The 20329-nt window shown below is 32.5% G+C and carries 18 protein-coding genes; 15 read left to right on the plus strand and 3 right to left on the minus strand.

Features of this window, described 5'->3' with window-relative positions; translation table 11 throughout:
* Nucleotides 1–543 precede the first annotated feature (543 nt).
* From Q0975_RS07045 to arsM, 7 genes are all read left to right on the plus strand, one after another.
* Complete coding sequence (locus Q0975_RS07045; RefSeq protein ID WP_299434766.1) at nt 544–879, plus strand: arsenosugar biosynthesis-associated peroxidase-like protein; 336 nt, start codon at nt 544–546, stop codon at nt 877–879.
* A 56-nt stretch (nt 880–935) separates the two neighbouring features.
* Nucleotides 936–1991 carry an arsenosugar biosynthesis radical SAM (seleno)protein ArsS gene (gene arsS / locus Q0975_RS07050; RefSeq protein WP_299434768.1) on the plus strand — a complete coding sequence of 352 codons (1056 nt, stop codon included), beginning with the start codon at nt 936–938 and terminating at the stop codon, nt 1989–1991.
* A 13-nt stretch (nt 1992–2004) separates the two neighbouring features.
* Nucleotides 2005–2685, plus strand: coding sequence for a DUF2064 domain-containing protein (locus Q0975_RS07055; protein WP_299434770.1), 681 nt, complete (start codon nt 2005–2007; stop codon nt 2683–2685).
* Nucleotides 2686–2832: 147 nt separating this feature from the next.
* Entirely contained in the window at nt 2833–3333 is a 501-nt protein-coding gene (locus tag Q0975_RS07060; protein WP_299434772.1) for a rhodanese-like domain-containing protein, read from the plus strand.
* Nucleotides 3297–3947 carry a TIGR04282 family arsenosugar biosynthesis glycosyltransferase gene (locus tag Q0975_RS07065; protein ID WP_299434774.1) on the plus strand — a complete coding sequence of 217 codons (651 nt, stop codon included), beginning with the start codon at nt 3297–3299 and terminating at the stop codon, nt 3945–3947. The genes Q0975_RS07060 and Q0975_RS07065 overlap by 37 nt, the downstream gene beginning before the upstream one ends.
* Nucleotides 3940–4752 carry a purine-nucleoside phosphorylase gene (locus Q0975_RS07070; RefSeq protein WP_299434776.1) on the plus strand — a complete coding sequence of 271 codons (813 nt, stop codon included), beginning with the start codon at nt 3940–3942 and terminating at the stop codon, nt 4750–4752. The genes Q0975_RS07065 and Q0975_RS07070 overlap by 8 nt, the downstream gene beginning before the upstream one ends.
* Before the next feature lie 55 nt (nt 4753–4807).
* Complete coding sequence (gene arsM, locus Q0975_RS07075) at nt 4808–5776, plus strand: arsenosugar biosynthesis arsenite methyltransferase ArsM (protein WP_299434778.1); 969 nt, start codon at nt 4808–4810, stop codon at nt 5774–5776.
* 90 nt (nt 5777–5866) lie between these two features.
* On the opposite strand, the gene Q0975_RS07080 is transcribed toward arsM, so the two are convergent.
* Both Q0975_RS07080 and Q0975_RS07085 read right to left on the minus strand, forming a co-directional pair.
* Complete coding sequence (locus tag Q0975_RS07080; protein ID WP_299434780.1) at nt 5867–6046, minus strand: hypothetical protein; 180 nt, start codon at nt 6044–6046, stop codon at nt 5867–5869.
* Nucleotides 6047–6234: 188 nt separating this feature from the next.
* Nucleotides 6235–6411, minus strand: coding sequence for a hypothetical protein (locus Q0975_RS07085; RefSeq protein ID WP_299434782.1), 177 nt, complete (start codon nt 6409–6411; stop codon nt 6235–6237).
* Nucleotides 6412–6533: 122 nt separating this feature from the next.
* Here Q0975_RS07085 and Q0975_RS07090 point away from each other — a divergent pair, with 122 nt between their 5' ends.
* The 3 genes from Q0975_RS07090 to Q0975_RS07100 all read left to right on the plus strand — a co-directional run bounded on the left by Q0975_RS07090 (nt 6534) and on the right by Q0975_RS07100 (nt 9317).
* The gene (locus Q0975_RS07090; protein ID WP_299434784.1) at nt 6534–6665 is read left to right on the plus strand and encodes a hypothetical protein; all 132 of its coding nucleotides are present in this window, start codon (nt 6534–6536) and stop codon (nt 6663–6665) included.
* Between the two features lie 415 nt (nt 6666–7080).
* Nucleotides 7081–7830, plus strand: a complete 750-nt coding sequence (locus Q0975_RS07095) for a LytTR family DNA-binding domain-containing protein (protein WP_299434786.1) — start codon at nt 7081–7083, stop codon at nt 7828–7830.
* 8 nt (nt 7831–7838) lie between these two features.
* Nucleotides 7839–9317, plus strand: a complete 1479-nt coding sequence (locus Q0975_RS07100) for a histidine kinase (RefSeq protein ID WP_299434788.1) — start codon at nt 7839–7841, stop codon at nt 9315–9317.
* A gap of 10 nt (nt 9318–9327) precedes the next feature.
* Here the strand turns inward: Q0975_RS07100 and Q0975_RS07105 are convergent, their stop codons facing one another.
* Nucleotides 9328–10548, minus strand: coding sequence for an NADH:flavin oxidoreductase/NADH oxidase family protein (locus tag Q0975_RS07105; protein ID WP_299434790.1), 1221 nt, complete (start codon nt 10546–10548; stop codon nt 9328–9330).
* Nucleotides 10549–11292: 744 nt separating this feature from the next.
* Here Q0975_RS07105 and Q0975_RS07110 point away from each other — a divergent pair.
* The 5 genes from Q0975_RS07110 (at nt 11293) to Q0975_RS07130 (ending at nt 20329) form a co-directional block, all read left to right on the plus strand.
* Nucleotides 11293–16968: a GEVED domain-containing protein gene (locus Q0975_RS07110; RefSeq protein ID WP_299434792.1), complete on the plus strand. Its 5676-nt coding sequence runs from the start codon at nt 11293–11295 to the stop codon at nt 16966–16968.
* 244 nt (nt 16969–17212) lie between these two features.
* Entirely contained in the window at nt 17213–17926 is a 714-nt protein-coding gene (locus Q0975_RS07115) for a DUF547 domain-containing protein (protein WP_299434794.1), read from the plus strand.
* 27 nt (nt 17927–17953) lie between these two features.
* Entirely contained in the window at nt 17954–18664 is a 711-nt protein-coding gene (locus Q0975_RS07120; RefSeq protein WP_299434796.1) for a TIGR04283 family arsenosugar biosynthesis glycosyltransferase, read from the plus strand.
* A 24-nt stretch (nt 18665–18688) separates the two neighbouring features.
* Nucleotides 18689–19804, plus strand: coding sequence for a helix-turn-helix domain-containing protein (locus Q0975_RS07125; protein ID WP_299434798.1), 1116 nt, complete (start codon nt 18689–18691; stop codon nt 19802–19804).
* Nucleotides 19805–19927: 123 nt separating this feature from the next.
* Nucleotides 19928–20329 carry a hypothetical protein gene (locus Q0975_RS07130; protein WP_299434800.1) on the plus strand — a complete coding sequence of 134 codons (402 nt, stop codon included), beginning with the start codon at nt 19928–19930 and terminating at the stop codon, nt 20327–20329.

Raw genomic sequence — 20329 nt, forward strand, 5'->3', positions numbered from 1 at the left:
TTTATTATGAATACTGATAAAACTACGACATTACATCCTAATTCACTACAACAAGTTAATCTTAACATTCTATTTACATGTCTCCGTAAGAGTTCTTTTACAATTTGAAATTTTTCATAAAAAATGCTGTAAATCAGATATTTGTGTTATTTAGTTATTGAAATACTGAAGATTTCAATAGTTGACAAAACAAAACCTAGTAAAGATTAATTAAATATACAATATCAATGAGTTTTATAATTCTGACCAAAAATTATCTATCAATTTTCGAATTAAAAAGAAGCGCGTTATCTTAACATTTACAATTAAAACAACATAACATCAGAATTTTTGCAATACTTGACTTAGTGCACAATTAAGATGTTTTCACTATTTAACAATCAACAATTTGTAATAAAAAAGACTTAATTATTTAACATTAACTTTTATTTTAACCACATAATGCAGACTTTAGTCCTTATCAAATAAATATAAATTTATTGTAAGTTTTGATCTTTGTTATACGACTAACAATAAATGCCTGTAACTAAAAAATGACACAGCATGTCTAAAACATATTACGATCCAGCGGATCTTAGAAAATTTGGAAAAATAACAGAATGGAGTGAAGAACTTGGTACAAAGTTTTTTGATTACTATGGAAAAGTTTTTGAAGAAGGTGCGTTAACTGCACGCGAAAAATCTTTAATCGCTTTGGCAGTTTCTCACGTGGTAAAATGCCCATATTGTATTGATGCATATACTAAAGATGGCCTTCAGAAAGGTATTACAAAAGAAGAGATGATGGAAGCAGTGCATGCAGGAGCTGCTATAGAAAGTGGAGCCACATTGGTACACGGTGTGCAGATGATGAATAAGTATGAAAAACTTTCCATGTAAATAGACCCAAATTCATATATTACTGAAAAAGAGAATATTACTACTAAAAACAATTTATGGCTATCAAGTCACTAAAAAATAGAAATAACGAACTCGCTGACTCTCATAGACAATTAGAGATTCTTAATAACGGAATTTTTGCAAATGGCGAGTTACCAAAATTTGCTGATAAAATTGCCGAAACTGGTTATAATTCTTTACGTCCTAACAAATTAGAAATACTTCAGATCAATGTAGGTTACATGTGTAATCAAGTATGCGAACATTGCCATGTTGATGCAGGTCCTGACCGAAAAGAAATTATGACGAAGGAGACCATGAAACAATGTCTTGAAGTCATTAAGAAAACCGAAGCTCATACATTAGATCTCACTGGTGGTGCGCCAGAAATGAATCCTAATTTTAGATGGTTTGTAGAAGAAGCAAGCAAAGCTGGAATCAAAGATTTTATTGTACGGAGTAATCTTACTATCATCAGGGCTAATAAAAAGTACTATGATCTCCCAGATTTCTTCAAAAAATATAATGTACATGTAGTTTCATCAATGCCTCATTGGACTAGAGGTAAAACTGACAAACAACGTGGCGATGGTGTTTTTGATAAATCCATTAAGGCTCTTCAGGAACTTAATGAACGAGGATATGGCATGCCAGATAGTGATCTAAAATTAGATTTGGTTTATAACCCATCTGGTGCTTTTTTACCAGGTGATCAGGCATCTATGGAAAAAGATTTCAAAAAGGCTTTATTAGAAGATTTTGGAATTCGCTTTCATAATTTGTTTGCAATTACTAATTTACCGGTCAGTAGATTTTTAGATTATCTGATTGCATCAGAAAATTATGAAGATTATATGTACGCCTTAGTAGAAGCATATAATCCATCTGCTGTAGCTAGTGTAATGTGTACCAATACGATTTCGATAAGTTGGGATGGATGGTTATATGATTGTGATTTTAATCAAATGTTAGATCTTAAAGTCGCTAGTAAAGTAAAACATATTAGTGAGTATAATGAAGAATTACTACAGAACAGAAATATTATTATCTCTCAGCATTGTTATGGCTGTACAGCCGGTGCGGGAAGTAGTTGTCAAGGAACTGTAGCATAACGAACACCTAAATATGAATATAAAAACTGCCATATTAGTTTTTGCGAACTCTTCTAAAGAAGAGCTTCTGCATAAACCTATGATTGGTGGTGAAAAACTATTCACAGAGCTTACAAAAAAAACACTTTCTGTTGTTGAAAGTTCTGGACTTCCTTTTTTTGTATTTACAGAAAGAAAACAAAGCGGTAAGACCTTTGGAGAGCGTTTTGTAAACGCAATCCAATCTATCTATGACCTTGGATTCGAAAATGTGATTACCATCGGAAATGACACTCCTCATTTAAAGAAACATCATTTATTAGAAAGTGTAAAACAACTAGAAAATAACAAGTTTGTATTGGGACCATCAGCAGATGGAGGGTTTTATCTTATGGGATTACATAAATCTCAGTTTAACCGTAGTACTTTCTTAAAACTTCCTTGGCAATCAAAAGATTTAGCTAAGAGCATATCACTTTTGATTAAAACTGCAAAAATTGAAGTAGCATTACTCGAAGTTTTGCACGATATTGATACAGTTGAAGATCTAAAAATCATTTCTAAACTTAGTTTTGCTTTTTCTAATGTTCTTAGAGCAATTATATACAAAATCACACATTCTTCTTGTGAGATATCAAAGTATGTTATACCAATAAAAGACACTAGTCATCACGCATCTTTTTATAACAAGGGTTCTCCTCTTTTTATGGCTTAAGTTGTAATAATATTTATATTCTAACAACCGCCAACTCCTCTCAGATAAATTACCACAAAAACAAGTCTAACAATTTGTCTTTGTGAGTAAACCTTCGCCTTTAATAAACAATACGTTATGCTATAATTATTAAGCATACTATTATATATGAAAAAAATAACATTAGTTCTATCATTTATTTTATTACCCTTTTGGAGTATTAGTCAAGATTCACTTGATGAACTATTGGGGCAATACAATAACGAAAGTATTCCTTATATCTCCGTTGGAGAATTAAGTGTTATTCAAGGTGAAGTAATCTTGTTAGATGCAAGAGAAATAAATGAGTATCAAACAAGTCACTTAAAAGGAGCAATCCATGTGGGATATGATCATTTTGATATCAACACAATATCCAGTCAAAACATCGACAAAAAGTCTAAGATAATCGTATACTGCAGTTTAGGCATACGATCAGAAGACGTTTCGGAAAAACTAAAGGAAGCAGGTTATGACAACATATATAATCTGTATGGAGGAATTTTTGAATGGAAAAATGAAGATTACAAAGTGGTTGATTCTAATGGAAATGAAACAGATAAAATACACGCATTTTCCAAACAATGGGGAAAATGGTTACTCAAAGGAAAAAAAATATACAAAAAGTGAAAGATAAAAACCTATTAATGATTTTTACCCGAAACCCAGAATTGGGTAAATGTAAAACTCGTCTAGCTGCTACCATAGGAGATCAAGCTGCTCTGGAAGTGTATCAATTATTGTTAGAACATACGGTAACTATTACCAAAAACCTTGGAGTAACAAAAGAAGTGTACTATTCTACAAGAATTGGAGAGAACGACATTTGGAATCAAACTATTTATAACAAAAAACTACAAGAAGGAGAAGATCTTGGTATTAGAATGTATAATGCATTCCAAAACGGGTTTAATGCTGGGTATACCAATATCATTATTATAGGAAGTGATATGTATGACCTAATCCAACAAGATATAGAAAATGCTTTCAAAGCTTTAAAAGCTAACGATTATGTAGTTGGTCCTGCGGAGGATGGTGGTTATTATTTACTAGGTATGAAAAAGTTGAATTCCAAAATTTTTCAAAACAAATCCTGGGGAACAAATACAGTACTACAAAATACATTAAACGATTTACAACAAACAAATATCAAATTATTAGAAGAACGTAATGATGTAGATTATTATGAAGATATCAAAGACATCTCAGTTTTTCAACATTTATTAAGCTATCAAAATGACTAAATACATCGAGGAAACAACAGAATATCTACAGGAAAAAGGATTTGACAATCCAGAAATAGGTATTATACTAGGTACAGGATTAGGCCAACTACTAGATGAAATAGAAATCCTTAAAGAAGTAAGCTATAATCACATTCCTAATTTTCCAACAGCTACTGTAGAATTCCATAAGGGAAAATTAATCTATGGAAAATTAGAAGGAAAAAATGTAGTCGTAATGCAAGGACGTTTTCATTTATATGAAGGCTATTCTTTACAGGATGTAACATATCCGGTTAGAGTTATGCATCAATTGGGAATTAAAACATTATTAGTTTCTAATGCATCTGGAGCAATTAATTTAGACTTTAAAAAAGGCGAATTAATGCTTATTGATGATCATATTAATCTTCAGGGAGGTTCTCCACTTGCATTTAAAGGAGTGGAACAATTAGGAACTCGTTTTACAGATATGAGCGCTCCTTATGATCTTAAAATTAATGCAAAATTAGAATCTATTGCTAAAGATCATAGTATCAATCTCCATAAAGGAGTATATGCATCCGTAGTAGGACCACAATTAGAAACTCGTGCAGAATATCGCTATCTAAAAATCATTGGAGCCGATGCAGTAGGAATGAGTACCGTTCCCGAAATTATCGTAGCCAATCACCTTAGTCTCCCAGTTGCCGCAGTATCTGTATTAACTGACGAATGTGATCCGGATAATTTACAGCCTGTAAATATTGATGAAATCATAGCAATGGCAGGAAAAGCTGAGCCAGAAATGATCCTTTTATTCAAAGAATTGATAAAGTCATTGTAGAGATATTATAAATTAAATGATTACCCCCCTTCAAAATAAGAAAACAAAAAAAGATATGAGTTATTTAGAAACTACACATGATGTATATAAAGAAGCAGCATTAACACCAGATATAGGTTTATGTTGTACTACAAATCCTATTTGGGAATTACCAGGATTAAAAATCCCAAAGATTATGCAAGAGATGAATTATGGCTGTGGGAGTACGGTAAATGCTCGTGACTTAACCAATAACCCAAAAATTCTATATGTCGGAGTTGGTGGAGGAATGGAATTATTGCAATTCTCATATTTCTCACGCCAGAAAAGTGGTGTAATAGGTATTGATGTTGTACAGGAAATGCTGGATGCTTCTCATAAAAATTTCAAAGAAGCTGAGGAACAAAATGAGTGGTTTAAAAGTGAGTTCGTAGACCTAAGGTTCGGTGATGCATTAAATCTTCCTGTAGAAGATAATAGTATCGATGTTGCAGCGCAAAACTGCTTGTTCAATATTTTTAAAGCGGAAGATTTAAAGAAAGCAATCGAGGAAATGTATCGTGTGTTAAAACCTCATGGTAGGTTAGTAATGAGTGATCCTACTTGTGAACAGCCCATGAATGATACACTTAGGAATGATGAACGATTAAGAGCATTATGTCTTAGTGGTAGTTTACCGATTGCAGAATATGTAAAAGCATTAACAGATGTTGGTTTTGGAACCATTGAAATAAGAGCCCGTAAACCATATCGTATTTTGGATCCTAAAAATTATGAAACAAATGAGTTAATTTATATAGAGTCTATAGAGGTAGCTGCGATCAAAGATCCGATGCCAGAAGACGGACCTTGCATATTTACAGGCAAAGCTGCCATTTATTACGGAGATGAAGATTATTTTGATGATAAAAAAGGGCACGTATTGCTCAAAAATCAACCTATAGCTATCTGTGATAAAACTGCTGGTGCTTTAGCTGACCTAGGAAGAGATGATATTTTTATCAGTGAATCTACGTACCATTATGATGGTGGTGGATGTTGCTAGATCCAAAAATAAAAAGGATTAGGAGAGTTATTGAATATTCTCCTAATCCTAAAATTACAATTTAGTTCTCTAGGCTATAAAACCTAAACCCTAATAATAAGAACACCCTCTTACCCCACAGTAACCTGCATAGCAATTTGTTCCGTCCAACTTACAACATAACCCTTGTTTTTGAATACAAGGCCTCCAGCCTAAACCACCTTGAAGTGACTTTTGCTCCGTTTTGTTCAATTCCTGAACTCCACTAATTTCTAAAATGTTCTTTAACATAATTGTGAGAATTAAAAGTTAATTAAGAATTCACTTGAAAATTTATAGACACTCAAGCATTATGTCTATCCTTGCAAGAATTTTTTAAGTCAGATTAACTTAGTTTTTAGGATAAAAGAGAGCTCTGGATAGGAAGAATTAAGGAAACAGGAATCCCATTCCCTCAATTCTAATATTCAATCTAATTATTACCACCAGAAGCAACCATTACGACGACAGTACCCTGGATAACATGCTCCATTCATACAGCAAATCCCGCTAGGTTTCATGCTACACGAACCATAAAAAGCGCCTCCGTGAAGTGACTTTTGCTCGCTTTTGTCCAATTCCTGAACTCCGTTGATTTTTAAAATGCTCTTTAACATAATTGTGAAAATTAAAAATTAATTAAGTGAATGCTTGAACATTTATAGACACTCAAGCATTGTGTCTATTCCTTCAAGAGTTTTCTATGTCAGTTTAGTTTTTAAGGAAAAAAGAATTCCCTATGACAAAAATTAAGGAAACAAGAATCCATTTACTTGATTCTGAAAATTCAATCAAATTCTTCACATCAAAACAATCCAATGTATCTGAAACAGTTTTAACACTGTTAGGGTTAGGAGGTGATTTTAACTGAAGTTGAAAAAGAGGTTCCTTTACAGGAAAAATAGCAGAGGTAAACAATAATTGTTTTATCAGATGATACATTATGAAGAATAGGTTTTAAGGTTTCAAAAGGAGCTTCTAGAAAAACTAAAAGGGGTAGTCTCACTAATTGCATATAAAACAACCCCTTTTTAGTAAATACATAAACTCAAGACTTTTGTGAAAACTGATTCAAAAATCTAATAATCAACAAATCACATAAAGCCACAGGCAAATTTCAAAACAATAAAGTTGCAATTCAACTACGAGTTTATATCTGGTCTCTAATAATTCATAATTAGCGATTTATGGAATAAATCAGGAAAAAAACAGCGCCTGTGTACAGCAGAAATCTATACGTTATTAGAATAATTTAATTAGTATTGTAGGAACAAAACCTAAACGAAATGTTAAAAGCCATCATAATTGACGATGAACAACTAGCAATTGACTCCTTAAAATGGGAAATAAAAACTAATTGTAAAGAGGTAGAAGTACTATTTTCTACCAATAAATCAACTGAGGCTATACAAACTATTAATGATATTAAACCAGATGTTCTATTTTTGGACATAGAGATGCCAGAATTAGATGGGTTTCAACTTTTAAATCAATTGGAATACAAAAATTTTGACCTCATATTCACAACGGCTTATGACAACTATGCAATAAAAGCCTTTAAAATGAATGCCATTGATTATCTCCTAAAGCCTATAGAGAAGGAAGAATTAATGCAGGCAGTAAAAAAGGTAATCATTAATAAACAGAATAAAACACTAGGAGAAAACTTAAAATCTTATATAAAACATAATCTGGAATTACTAGATACTAATAACGCCAAAATTGCTTTGCCTATGGAAAAGAAAATTGTTTTGGTTGATCAAAAAGAAATTCTGTACTGTGAATCTGATGGTAGTTATACGCAGGTGTTTATGGATAGCGGTATCAAACATGTGATTTCTAAAAACCTAAAACAATTATCTCTTCAATTAGATAACAATTATTTTATTAGAATACATCAATCCTTTATAGTAAATATTAATTCAATTAAAGAATACTACAGAGGTGACGGAGGTGAAGTTATACTTATTAATGGCAAAAATATTCCTGTATCTAGAAGTAAGAAAAATGAATTACTTAAACATATTCTTAAATAAATTATTTTTTGAAAGACTACGCATATTTATCGCAGATTCTATTTTTTGGATGGACATTAGGAGCAATTTTTTTGCTCTCCACTATTACTTTTCTTATATATTTAAAAGTAAAGGAAAAAAGTTTTCTGTATTATTCATTATATGCGATATTTTTAAATATCTATATAGCCTTTCAGGCTATGCCTTTAATTCACGAGTCACGTATTATTTATGGAGTAGCACTTACCTCACTTATTAATTGGCCTGTACAATTTGTTTATTACTTACTATATACGCAGTTTATTAGAACATTTTTTAATTTCAAAAAAAACAACCCCAAGCTTGATAAATTAATAGTTCAATTTATCTGGTCAATGGGTATAATTTGTCTAGGGTATACACTTCTTAATTTTTTTGTATTACACACACCTACCAGAAGTATCTCTTACAATTTCGAAAAATTTATACTCTTCTTTTATATACCCGTTTTTGTTCCTTTTGCTGCATATGTATTATATAAGATTATGAAATCTAATGATTCAGCTAAATATTTCATAATCATTGGATCTACAGTATATGTATCATCCGCTCTAATATCGATGTATTTTTCAGTTACAAAAAAAATCGACTTCCCATTGGTGTTTTTTATGTTTGGTGTTCTTATAGAGTTTATCTTTTTTGCAGTTGCACTGGGAATGAAAGTATATCAAATATTTCAACAAAAAAATGAGTATCAGGAAAAACTCATTGATCAACTAGAAACTAATAAAAAGTTAGTGGAATATAATAATCAAATTCTAACAGATAGAATTGAGAGTTTTACTAAAAAAGAAATCGAATTAGAATTTAAAAATAGCATAAACAAACTAAAATCGAAGGTGTTCAGAAGTCAAGTGAACTCACACTTTATTTTTAACATCCTAAACTCTATCAAGGCAAGTATCATTAGTAATAACAAAGAGAAATCGATAGATCATCTTAATAAATTTTCTAAACTTATACGAAACATTTTAAACCATTCTTTAGAAGAATACGTATCACTAGAAAAAGAAATAGAAATAACAAAACTGTATGTACTTCTGGAGAATCTAAGATTCGAAAATCAAATCGATTTTACCTTAAAAATAGACTCTAGTATTATATCTACTAACAGTATCAAAATTCCTCCTTTTATTTTACAACCTTTTGTCGAAAATTCAATCTGGCATGGGTTAGCAAATAAACAAGGAAAAAAATCGATTAAAATCCATATTAGCCAATCTCAACAAAAACTTAAACTAACTGTTCAAGATAACGGAATAGGAATGTTAAAGGCTTTAGAAATACAGAAGAACAAGAGTATCAAACATAAATCATTGGGAATTGATATTACCAAAGAACGTTTGATTCTTTTTGCTCAGGATAGTATCCAGGATTATAGTTTAGTTTTTGAGAACCTTGGTCCAGAAAATAACTCTAAAGGGACTAAAGTACTTATTGAACTTCCTATTAAAAACACAACAGTTTAAAAACCAATGATTAGGCAAGTTTCTTAGCCATGGCTTTTCTGAATTCATACAATATCAAAAACACCGAACACCAAAGCGGGTTCATATTAGTTTTTAAACCTTTTCCTTTAGAAAATCGGATAATCTGTCTGGCATAAAAACCACCTTCTGCTGCATCTTCAAATTGTTTTAATCCTGTCCGGAGTACCAGGTTTTTTAGCTCCGTTAATTCTCCATTAAGAAACTTAGATATATCTTCTCTATTCGTAATAAACGGTCGCGCCATACCAATCAGGTCAACTTCTCCATTTTCTAATACTTCATTACAAAAACTATAAGACCTAAAACCACCAGTAATCATTAGTGGTAGTTTACTAATAGCTCTTATTTTCTTCGCAAAATCGATAAAATATGCCTCTCTTTGCTTGGTGCTTTCTTTAAGTTCAGAATCTTCCTCATTCAATATGAAGAAAGCCAGCTTCTCATAGGTTCCTCCAGATATTTCAAGTAAGTCAATCTTTTCCTGATCTAACATCTTTACAACTTCCAGTGATTCTTCCTCAGTAAAACCTCCTCGTTGAAAATCCGCAGAATTTAACTTAACCGAAATGGGAAAATCAGCTCCAACTACTTTTCTAACCTCTCTAATAATAGTTAATAATAAACGACTTCTGTTTTCAATACTGCCTCCCCAATGATCAGGCCTCATGTTAGTATTAGGTGATAAAAACTGGCTTAATAAATATCCATGAGCAGCATGAATTTGTACTCCTGTAAAACCTGCTTCTTTAGCCAATTTAGCTGCTTTTACAAAACGCTGAATGACATCCAGAATATTTTCTTCTGTCATCGCTTTTGGCTTACCAAAAAGCCCTAACTTTTTTAACTGTACTTCAGAAGGTGCTAAAGGTCTATTGGTGCCAAACCTATTCGTCTGTCTTCCTGAATGAGAAATTTGAACCCATACATGATTCCCATGCTTTTTACCCGCTATAGCCCATGATTTTAATTTGGGTAACATCTTTTCATCATCAAAACATACATTGCCAGCAGATTCAAGATGTTTGCGATCTATCACAACATTACCAGTGATCAATAAGCCCGCTCCAGTTTTGGACCAGTCTGCATATAACCGTTCATGATCTTTAGTTGGTTCAAACCTATTATTGCTAATGCGTTCCGTCATAGCAGATTTCACTAACCTATTGTTCAATGTAACTCCACAAGGGAGTGTTAAAATTGTACTAATCATATCAAAATAGTTCGATTGCAATAATACGGAATTGAAGAACAATCTACAATCCAAAAAATAAAAACCATTGTAAATAAATATAAGGAATGGGTCTTAATTCTGTGAGAAGCGGACTTTTTTGAGTAGAAATTCTAAATAACCCTTGCTTTCTGAAATTCGTAAAATATTAGCCTTTTCGCTATAAAATAATTTACAATAAAAAAAACAGTCAAATGGAAATTTATCTGGTATAAGTATTTCGTGTTTTAATGTGAGAATAGATGATAATTATTAAATATTTTAAGATTTTTATTGATTAAAAATCAATTATTTTAGGGTTTTAAAACAGGTCATTTACGGTATATGCATATAAATTGATAATAAAGTATATGGTTTGGGTATGATGATACAGTTTTTGGCGCAGGAGTATTTTTAGTTTTACCAGAACTTAACATTAAAAAACTCAACTATGAAAATGCAACTGTTTCTAACTACCATTTTATTGCTAGTTATTTATGCCACAAATGCGCAAGATAAATCCTGTTTGACTCCGGAATTATATACATCAACTTAGAAAATCAGAATCCTATAATCTCTGCGGTTATGAAACAATAAACCAAAGTAGAGAGGAATTCATATCTCCCATTAAAAAAATGAAAAAACTATTCGTAATGATAGCTTTTTTCAACATTATTATTGATCCCTGACATATTTAAAAAACATCGGTTATCAATAATTCTATATTATAAATTTAAAATTATAGTTATGCAAAAACATCTATTATTATTAGCGCTCATTGTTTTTTATTCCGGGTTTTCACAAACCAATAATTTTTGGAAAACAAATGAACAAACAAAATTATTGTCAACAAGTAAAAATGAAAAAACGTATAATTTAGATTTTGAAAAAATAAAAAACGTACTTATTCAATCTCCGAAACAAGATAATATTGCTAAATCTGGACTATTAGTTACTTTTCCAAATGAATTCGGAGAATATACAGCGTATAGAATGATTGAAAAATCAAATTTGCATCCTGATTTAGCAAAAAAATTCCCTAACATTAAATCTTATGTAGGTAGTTCTGCTAACGGTACAAGTTTCATCTATATAAGTCTTAGTTCTAGCGAACTCAGTGGTATGATTATAGAAACAGGTACTAAAACTCAATTTATCAAATCACAAGACACAAGTAAAAATGTATATCAGATAACTTCTAAATCGGATAATAGTGGAGAAGAAAAATTACAATGTGGTACTGTTGATAAAGAAGATGATTCCTCTTCTTTAGAAAGAGCTTTTGAGAGTGCAAAAAAATCATCAAGTTTAGTAACTAAAAATGCTAACGATGCAACATTAAGAACATATCGTTTTGCATTAGCTACTACGGCTGAATTTTCTAATTTTTATATTAATAGAGCTAATGTAAGCAATGGTACAAACCAACAGAAAAAAGCGGCTGTTCTAGAAGGGTTAAACGCGATTATGACTAAGATGAATGCTATTTATCAAAGAGATCTAAGTGTTCGTTTTCAATTAGTAGCTAATAATGATGCTATTATTTTCCTTAACACTAATACAGACGGTTTTACGAGTGGTGTTAGCTCAACATTAGTTAATGAAGCGCACGGTGTTATTACCAATACTATAGGAAATTCTAGTTTTGATATTGGTCATGTCGTAGATTTATCTAACCAAGGCGGTTTTGGTGGCTTAGGAGTTGTGTGTAACAATAATAGAAAAGGAGAAGGAGCTTCTACTGCACTTGATCCAACAGGTAATTTTTTCGAAGGATTATTTCTTCATGAAATAGGGCACCAATTAGGAGCAAGTCATACCTTTAACAATTTTTGCAATGGAAATAGAGCTAATTTTAATGCAGTTGAACCGGGTAGTGGATCTAGTATCATGTCTTATTCTGGTGTTTGTGCTCCAAATGTAATCAATAGTAGAGATACTTACTTTCATGCTAAAAGTATAGAACAAATGTGGAATGTTGTATCTAATAATAATTGCGCTACAACTACAAACACAGGTAATAGTGCTCCAACTGCAAATGCTGGAAGAAATTTTACAATACCAAAATCTACTCCTTTCGTTTTAAACGGTTCAGCTACTGATGCTAATACACCTTCTAGCCAGTTAACATATACTTGGGAGCAAATGGATGTAGGAATTGAAGGAATTTCATCATACATAAAAACAGGTCCTTCTTTCCGATCTTCTCCGCCTTCTTCATCTTCAGAGCGTTATTTCCCAGCTATATCTGGTGTAGCTAGTGGATTTGTTTCAGATTTTGAAAACCTCCCAGCTGTATCTAGAGAAATGAACTTTAGACTTACTGTAAGAGATAATCACAGTGGAGGTGGAAACACAGCTTCTGATAACACGTTAATTACTGTTAATGATGAGGCTGGACCATTTGTGGTTACTTCTCCTAATACTAACGAAGTTATTTGGAGAACTGGTACTAATCAAAACATTACATGGGATGTTGCCGGAACAACTGGAAATGGAATAAATGTAGCTACTGTAAATATTTTATTATCTACTGATGGGGGAAACACATTCAACACTACATTAGCTTCAAATGTTCCTAATGATGGAGCACACCAAATTACTGTACCAAATAGTCCTGGTGCTCTAAATAGAATTATGGTTAGAGGTGTGAATCATGTTTTTTATGATATGTCAAATGAAAGTTTTTTTATCACTAATGGTTCTGATACTCAACCTCCAAGTACTCCTATAGGTTTAACTGCTGTAAACCCTCAAAATAATTCTAATATTGCTGCAGATTTAAACTGGACTGCAGCTACAGACAATGTTGGTATTGCTGGATACATTATTGTGCAAGACGGAGAAGAAATATTCACTTGGAATAGTCAATCCCCTTCAATTATAATGCGTGGTTTAGATGATGGTGCTCAGTATTCTTTTCAAGTAATTGCCTTTGATGCAGCTGGTAATAAGTCTGATCCTAGCGCTGCTGCAACTGTTACAACTACTGGAAATGCACCAACAGCACCTAAAAATGTTATAGCCACTAACATAACTCAAACTGGATTTTCTTTAAGTTGGAATCCTTCTACTAGCACCGGCACAAATATTGACGGTTATAGTGTACTTCTAAATGGTACCTTTATACTTTACACAAAAGATGTAACCCCAAACAATCTTACATCAGCAGTCATTACTGGTTTGGATCCTGGCAGAGTTTATAGTGTCGAAATCACCGCTGTAGATGGTAATAATATTAGATCTAGAAAGAATTCTATCCCAATAGAAGTTAGAACCATAGAAGATAATATTCGTCCAACTGACCCTACCAATGTAACCGCTAGTGAAGCAACAGAAACTACAGTAAAATTAAATTGGATTGCATCTACAGATAATACTCGTGTAGCGGGATATATTATCGTTCAGAATGGAGAAGAAGTTTTTACTTGGAACAGTCAAGATCCTGAAATTGTCATGCGTTCTTTAACTCCAGGTACTCAGTATACTTATCAAATAATAGCTTTTGATGCTGGAGGGCTTAGATCAAATATTAGCGCCTCTTCAGCAACAATAACTACACTTGGTGGGAGTAATGATACAACACCTCCAAGTAATGTGACTAATGTAACGGCAAGTAATATTACATCAACAACAGCTACCTTAACCTGGAATGCCGCTACTGATAATGTTGGAGTTACTAGTTATGATATATTTAGAAACCAAGAAACCACGGCTTTTCAAAGCTCAACTACAAACAGTTTTGAACTTACAGGATTAACCCCAGAAAGTACGACTACATATTTTGTAAAAGCTAAAGATGCTGCTAATAATGTTTCTTTAGGAACTAGTAATGTAGTTACTGTTACTACTTTACCAGGAAGTTCAATAGCATATTGTAATGCTGGTAGACAAGGAAGTAATGGTATAGAACAAGTTACTTTTGGTACAATCTCTAATACAAGTACTAATGGTGCATATTCAGATTTTACTTCTCAGAGTACTAGTGTTTCTAGATCAGAATCAATTGTATTAACAGTTACTCCTATTATAACTAGTTCTAATTGGAGTTCTAATGTTGTTGCAGGTTGGATAGATTGGAATCAGGATGGAGACTTTACAGATGCCGATGAGCAAGTTTTATTGAAACCTAGAGGTACAGGAGGAGGTACAGCCACAGTTGTAGTACCGGCAACTGCCCAATTAGGAGAAACGAGATTGCGTGTGCGTTACATGTGGTTTGATAATCCTAACCCTTGTGGAACTGCTGCGTCTGACGGAGATGAAGTAGAAGATTATAGTATTGTTGTTAGTGATGGAACTCAAACAAATCCTCCTACAATTCCTACTAACTTGGTGGCTTCTGAAATAACACAAACTTCTTTAGTGTTAAATTGGGGAGCATCAACTAGTGATAATTCTACGATAACTGGTTATGAAGTTTATCGTGATGATGCTAATGGTAATCCAATTTTATTAGGAACTACAGATAATGCAGCGACAACAACGCCAATCATTAACTTAGGAGCAAATACTACGTTTTCATTTTTTGTAATTGCTGTTGATGCGAATGGACTTAAATCACAAGCTACAAGTAAACTTTCTGTTACTACCTTACCATTAACTACTACTGTGAATGGAGGAACAGTGGCAACAAGTACTAACGAAACACAGGTTACAACGATAACTAATGATGGTATCGCAGATCTTATTTCATTTACGAATTCCAATTCTTCAGGAACTAATTATAGATATTTAATTACTGATAATGCGGATAACATATTAGCGGTAGAAACAACTTCTCATGATTTTGAAGGAACTGTAGTTGGAATATGTAAAGTATATGGAATAGCATATGAAGGAACATTAAATGCTGTCGGTAAAAATATAACGAATACCACATTAGCTTCAGATAGTTTTGATGTATCCAATAATTCTATTGAAGTAAATAGAACTGCCGCAGATGTAACTGCATATTGCGCAGCTGGTAGACAAGGAAATAATGGTATAGGAGAGGTTACTTTTGGTTCAATTTCTAATACAAGTACTAATAATGGATATTCAGATTTCACATCGCAGAGTACAAATGTTAATAGAGGAGCATCAATTACACTAACAGTTACTCCGATTATTACTAGTTCTAATTGGAGTTCTAATGTTGTAGCTGGTTGGATCGACTGGAATCGAGATGGAGATTTTACAGATGCAGGAGAACAAGTTTTATTGAAACCTAGAGGTACAGGAGGAGGTACAGCCACAGTTGTTGTGCCAGCTACTGCTCAATTAGGAACAACAAGATTAAGAGTACGTTACATGTGGTTTAATAATCCGAACCCTTGTGGAACTGCTGTTGCTGATGGAGATGAAGTAGAGGATTATAGCATTGTAGTTGATAATGGAACAACAACTCCAGTAAACGGAGGAACCGTAGCAACAAGCACTAACGCCACACAGGTTACAACGATAACTAATGATGGGATAGCAGATCTTATTTCATTTACGAATTCCAATTCTTCAGGAGCTAATTATAGTTATTTAATTACTGATAATGCGGATAATATATTAGCTGTAGAAACAACTTCTCATGATTTTGAAGGAACTGCAGTTGGAATATGTAAAGTATATGGAATAGCATATGAAGGAACATTAAATGCTGTCGGTAAAAATATAACGAATACCACATTAGCTTCAGATAGTTTTGATGTATCCAATAATTCTATTGAAGTAAATAGAACTGCCATAGATGTAACCGCATATTGTGAAGCTGGTGGACAAGGAAATAATGGTATAGGAGAGGTTACTTTTGGTTCAATCTCTAATACAAGTACTAATAATGGATATTCAGATTTCACTTCTCAGAGTACTACTGCTGTTATAGGAACATCAATTACACTAACAGTTACTCCGATTATTACTAGTTCTAATTGGAGTTCTAATGTTGTCGCAGGTTGGATCGACTGGAATCAAGATGGAGACTTTACCGATGCAGGGGAACAAGTTTTATTGAAACCTAGAGGTACAGGAGGAGGTACAGCCACAGTTGTTGTACCGGCTACTGCTCAATTAGGAACAACAAGATTAAGAGTACGTTACAGATGGTTTAACAATCCTAATCCTTGTGGAACTACAGTTGCTGATGGAGATGAAGTAGAGGATTATTCAGTAGTTGTTAGTAATGCATTAGTAAAGTCTAGAGACGCTGGCGCATTACGTGTTTTCCCTAATCCGTTCGAGAATACTTTCACGATTGATGTTACTAAGTTATCTGATAATTTTACTGTAAGTGTTTTTGATTTACAAGGAAGAAAAGTAATTGATCAGAGGTATAATAAAAATCCTTCAGAGATCACACTAGGAGAAAATTTAAGAAGTGCTGGAGTATATTTTATACATATCAATTCAGGAGATCAAAATTCTATAATCTCTAAAATTATGAAAAAATAAACTGGAGTAGAGAAAAATCTATTACTTGACAATTGAATAAAAGAGGCTGCCATTTTTGGTAGCCTCTTTTTGTTTAGTAGAAATCTAGTCTGGAATAATACGGAATTGAAGAACACGCTACAATCTGAAAAATAGAAACCATTGTAAATAGATGTAAGGAATGGCACAAACTTTGGACTAAAGCTGAGTGTTTTTAAATATTTATCTAAAGAACTCGTTATAACCAAACATTAAAAACGTAAAAATGAAGACCCCAAAAATAATTATACTAACATTACTCGCATTATTCTCTTTTCAGGTAAAGGCGCAACAAAATCTTGATCACGCTACTTGGGATCAAATTTTATTAATTAATGTTTCTGAAGATGGTAAAGTAAATTACAAAGGATTTATGAGAGATAGTGCTCAGCTATATGAATATTTCACTTATTTATCTGATAATTATCCTACTGCAGAATGGAGCAAAGAAGAAACATTAGCATACTGGATTAACGCATACAATGCATATACTATAAAATTAATCATAGATAATTATCCTTTAAAAAGTATCAAAGAAATTAAAGACCCTTGGGATAGACAATTTTTCAAAATCAATGGTGTTTTACATAGTTTAAATGAACTAGAACACAAGATTCTTAGAAAACTCGGAGATCCTAGAATTCATTTTGCTATTAATTGTGCTTCATTTTCTTGTCCTATAGTATGGAACAGAGCGTTTACAGCTAGAAATGTAGATAATGCTTTAGAAACACTGACCAAGAATTTTATTAATGATCCTAAAAGAAATACAATTACCGAAGAAGTAGTGGAAGTATCTAAAATCTTCAGTTGGTTTAAAAAAGATTTCAAGGTAGATGGAGAGGATGCAAAGGCTTTTATAAATAAGTATTCAGAAGTTAAAATTGATAAACAGAAAAAGAAAGGGTATAAAAAATATGATTGGAGTTTAAATGAGTAATTTTATATTCGCATAAAACCCTAGCTTTTGAAAATATCAATAATCATCCCTATTCTAAACGAGGCAGCTACTATTTGTAAGCTGCTTTCCCATTTGATACAGGCTGCGAATTCAAAAGATACTATCAAAGAAATTATTGTTGTGGATGGTGGTAGTGTGGATGGATCTAAAAAAACAGTTCAGAATTTTTCGGAGACACACGACACATCTATTAAAGTAATTTCTTCAGAAAAAGGGCGTGCCCGACAAATGAACGCTGGAGCGGCAAAAGCTTCTGGTGATGTACTTTATTTTTTACACGCAGATTCTTTTCCTCCTGACGGATATGATCAAAACATTATAGATGAAATCAATAAGGAAAATGAAGCAGGATGTTTCCGAATGAAATTTGATTCTAATCATTGGTGGCTTCGTTTTCTGGGATGGTTAACACAATTCGAAAGCAAGCGCTGTCGTGGTGGTGACCAGAGTCAATTTATCACTGCTTCATTATTTAAAGAAATAGACGGCTACGACGAAGCGTATGTGGTATATGAAGATAATGATTTAGTAGATCGTCTTTTTGCTATAGATAAATTTGTAATTATTCCTAAATACGTCATTACTTCTGCCAGACGCTATAGAGAAGTTGGAGTTTGGCGTTTACAATACCACTTTTTAAATATACATATGAGAAGATGGTTAGGTGCTTCATCCGAAGATTTATACCGGTATTATAAGGAAAAGGTTGTTTCTTAAATCTTCTTCTTTATCTTTAACGAAGTGGAAACGTTAGAGATACTTTTGATCATATTATTATGCATTGGTGCCATACAAGGAATCATATTTGGCACTATATTATGGCAAAAACAAGGCTTACACTATGTTGCTAATAGATTTCTTGCATCCATATTATTCTTTTTTTCTTATCGTCTTATTGTAGAAACCTTAAATATTTTTGGGTTGGGGCGATATGATTTGTGGTATCATATATTATTAGAGTATAATTGGATTTATGGTGCACTTATCTATTTTTTTGTAAAAAGTTATGTCAATCCAAAGTTTAAACTTTTAAGAAAAGATTGGATTCATTTCCTTCCTGTATTGATAGAATTTGCCTGGAGTTTTTTTATAAAAGCCCAAAATTTTTATTGGGATGGTACTCGTGAGAGTCTCTCCTGGCTAGGATATTGGGGATATGTTGTATGGATGCATTATCCTACAATGTTCATCGTTTCTGGAGCATTAATTATTTTTTATAGCATCAAAGCTGAAAAAATACTTAGTAATACTATTCAGATCGAAGGATATAAAATTCTTCCAGAAAAAATTGACTGGATCAAAAGAGTTGTTTTAGTAATGAAAATATTCTCCATTCTTTATCTACTTGGAATATTAGTTGACTTTTTCTTTTTCAATTTCGCTAGTAATTTTTTCTACGGACATCCGGTATTTATAGGAATGGCAATTATTACCTATTGGTTAGGTTTAGAAGGGTTTGCTCGAAGAAAAGAATCTGCTTTTAAGGAAATAGCGATCATCTCTGACAAGGAAAAAGAACAACTACAAAATATTAGTAAAACTTTAGAAATTAAAATGAAGGAAGAGCAGCTCTTCAAAAATCCAGAACTTACCCTGGCTTCTCTATCAAAACAACTTTCTGTAAAACCATATTTGGTTACTAAATGCCTAAACACAATCTATCAAAAAAAGTTTAGTGATTATATAAACGAACTTCGTTTTAAAGAAGTGAAAAAGTTACTTAGTAATCCCAAAAATGATAATCTTACCCTTCTTGCTTTAGCATATGAAGCGGGTTTTAATTCTAAAGCTTCTTTTAATAGAGCCGTAAAGAAAATTACCGGAAACCCTCCAAGCGCTCTAAAATCAGAACAATAAAGGTATCAATTAAAAAATTGCACCTTTTATTTCTCTAAAAATCCGTCTCATTTAGCAAATTGAAACGATTCTTTTCTGTATTTGATCAATATTTGTCTCAAATAAATTCTAAAATCAGAAAAAATGAAACATCTCACGATCTTAAAAAAAGCAATTCTACTTATTCTTTTGATTACTTCTTTCTTAAGCTTTTCCCAAGAAAATAATAAAGATCTAAAGTTACTAATTGGCGAATGGCAATTAGATATGAGTCCACAGAATAAAACAGATACCAATTTCGCTATGATGCGCATAGATAAAATAGATGCTAATTCTGTGCAGGGAACATTTTATCGAGAAGGGGTTGAAATAAAAAAGGGAAAAGTTAATACACAACAAGACGTTATTTATGTTGCCCTAATCTCTGGTGACAATAGCGGAAGTTATAATACCAGCTTTTATTACAAAAACGGAAAATTATATGGTTCTACTCACGCTGTTGACAGAGGGTTTTTAGCAGTTTGGATTGCTGAAAAAATAAAATAA

The sequence above is a fragment of the uncultured Aquimarina sp. genome (assembly GCF_947500065.1).
Classification (GTDB): Bacteria; Bacteroidota; Bacteroidia; order Flavobacteriales; family Flavobacteriaceae; genus Aquimarina.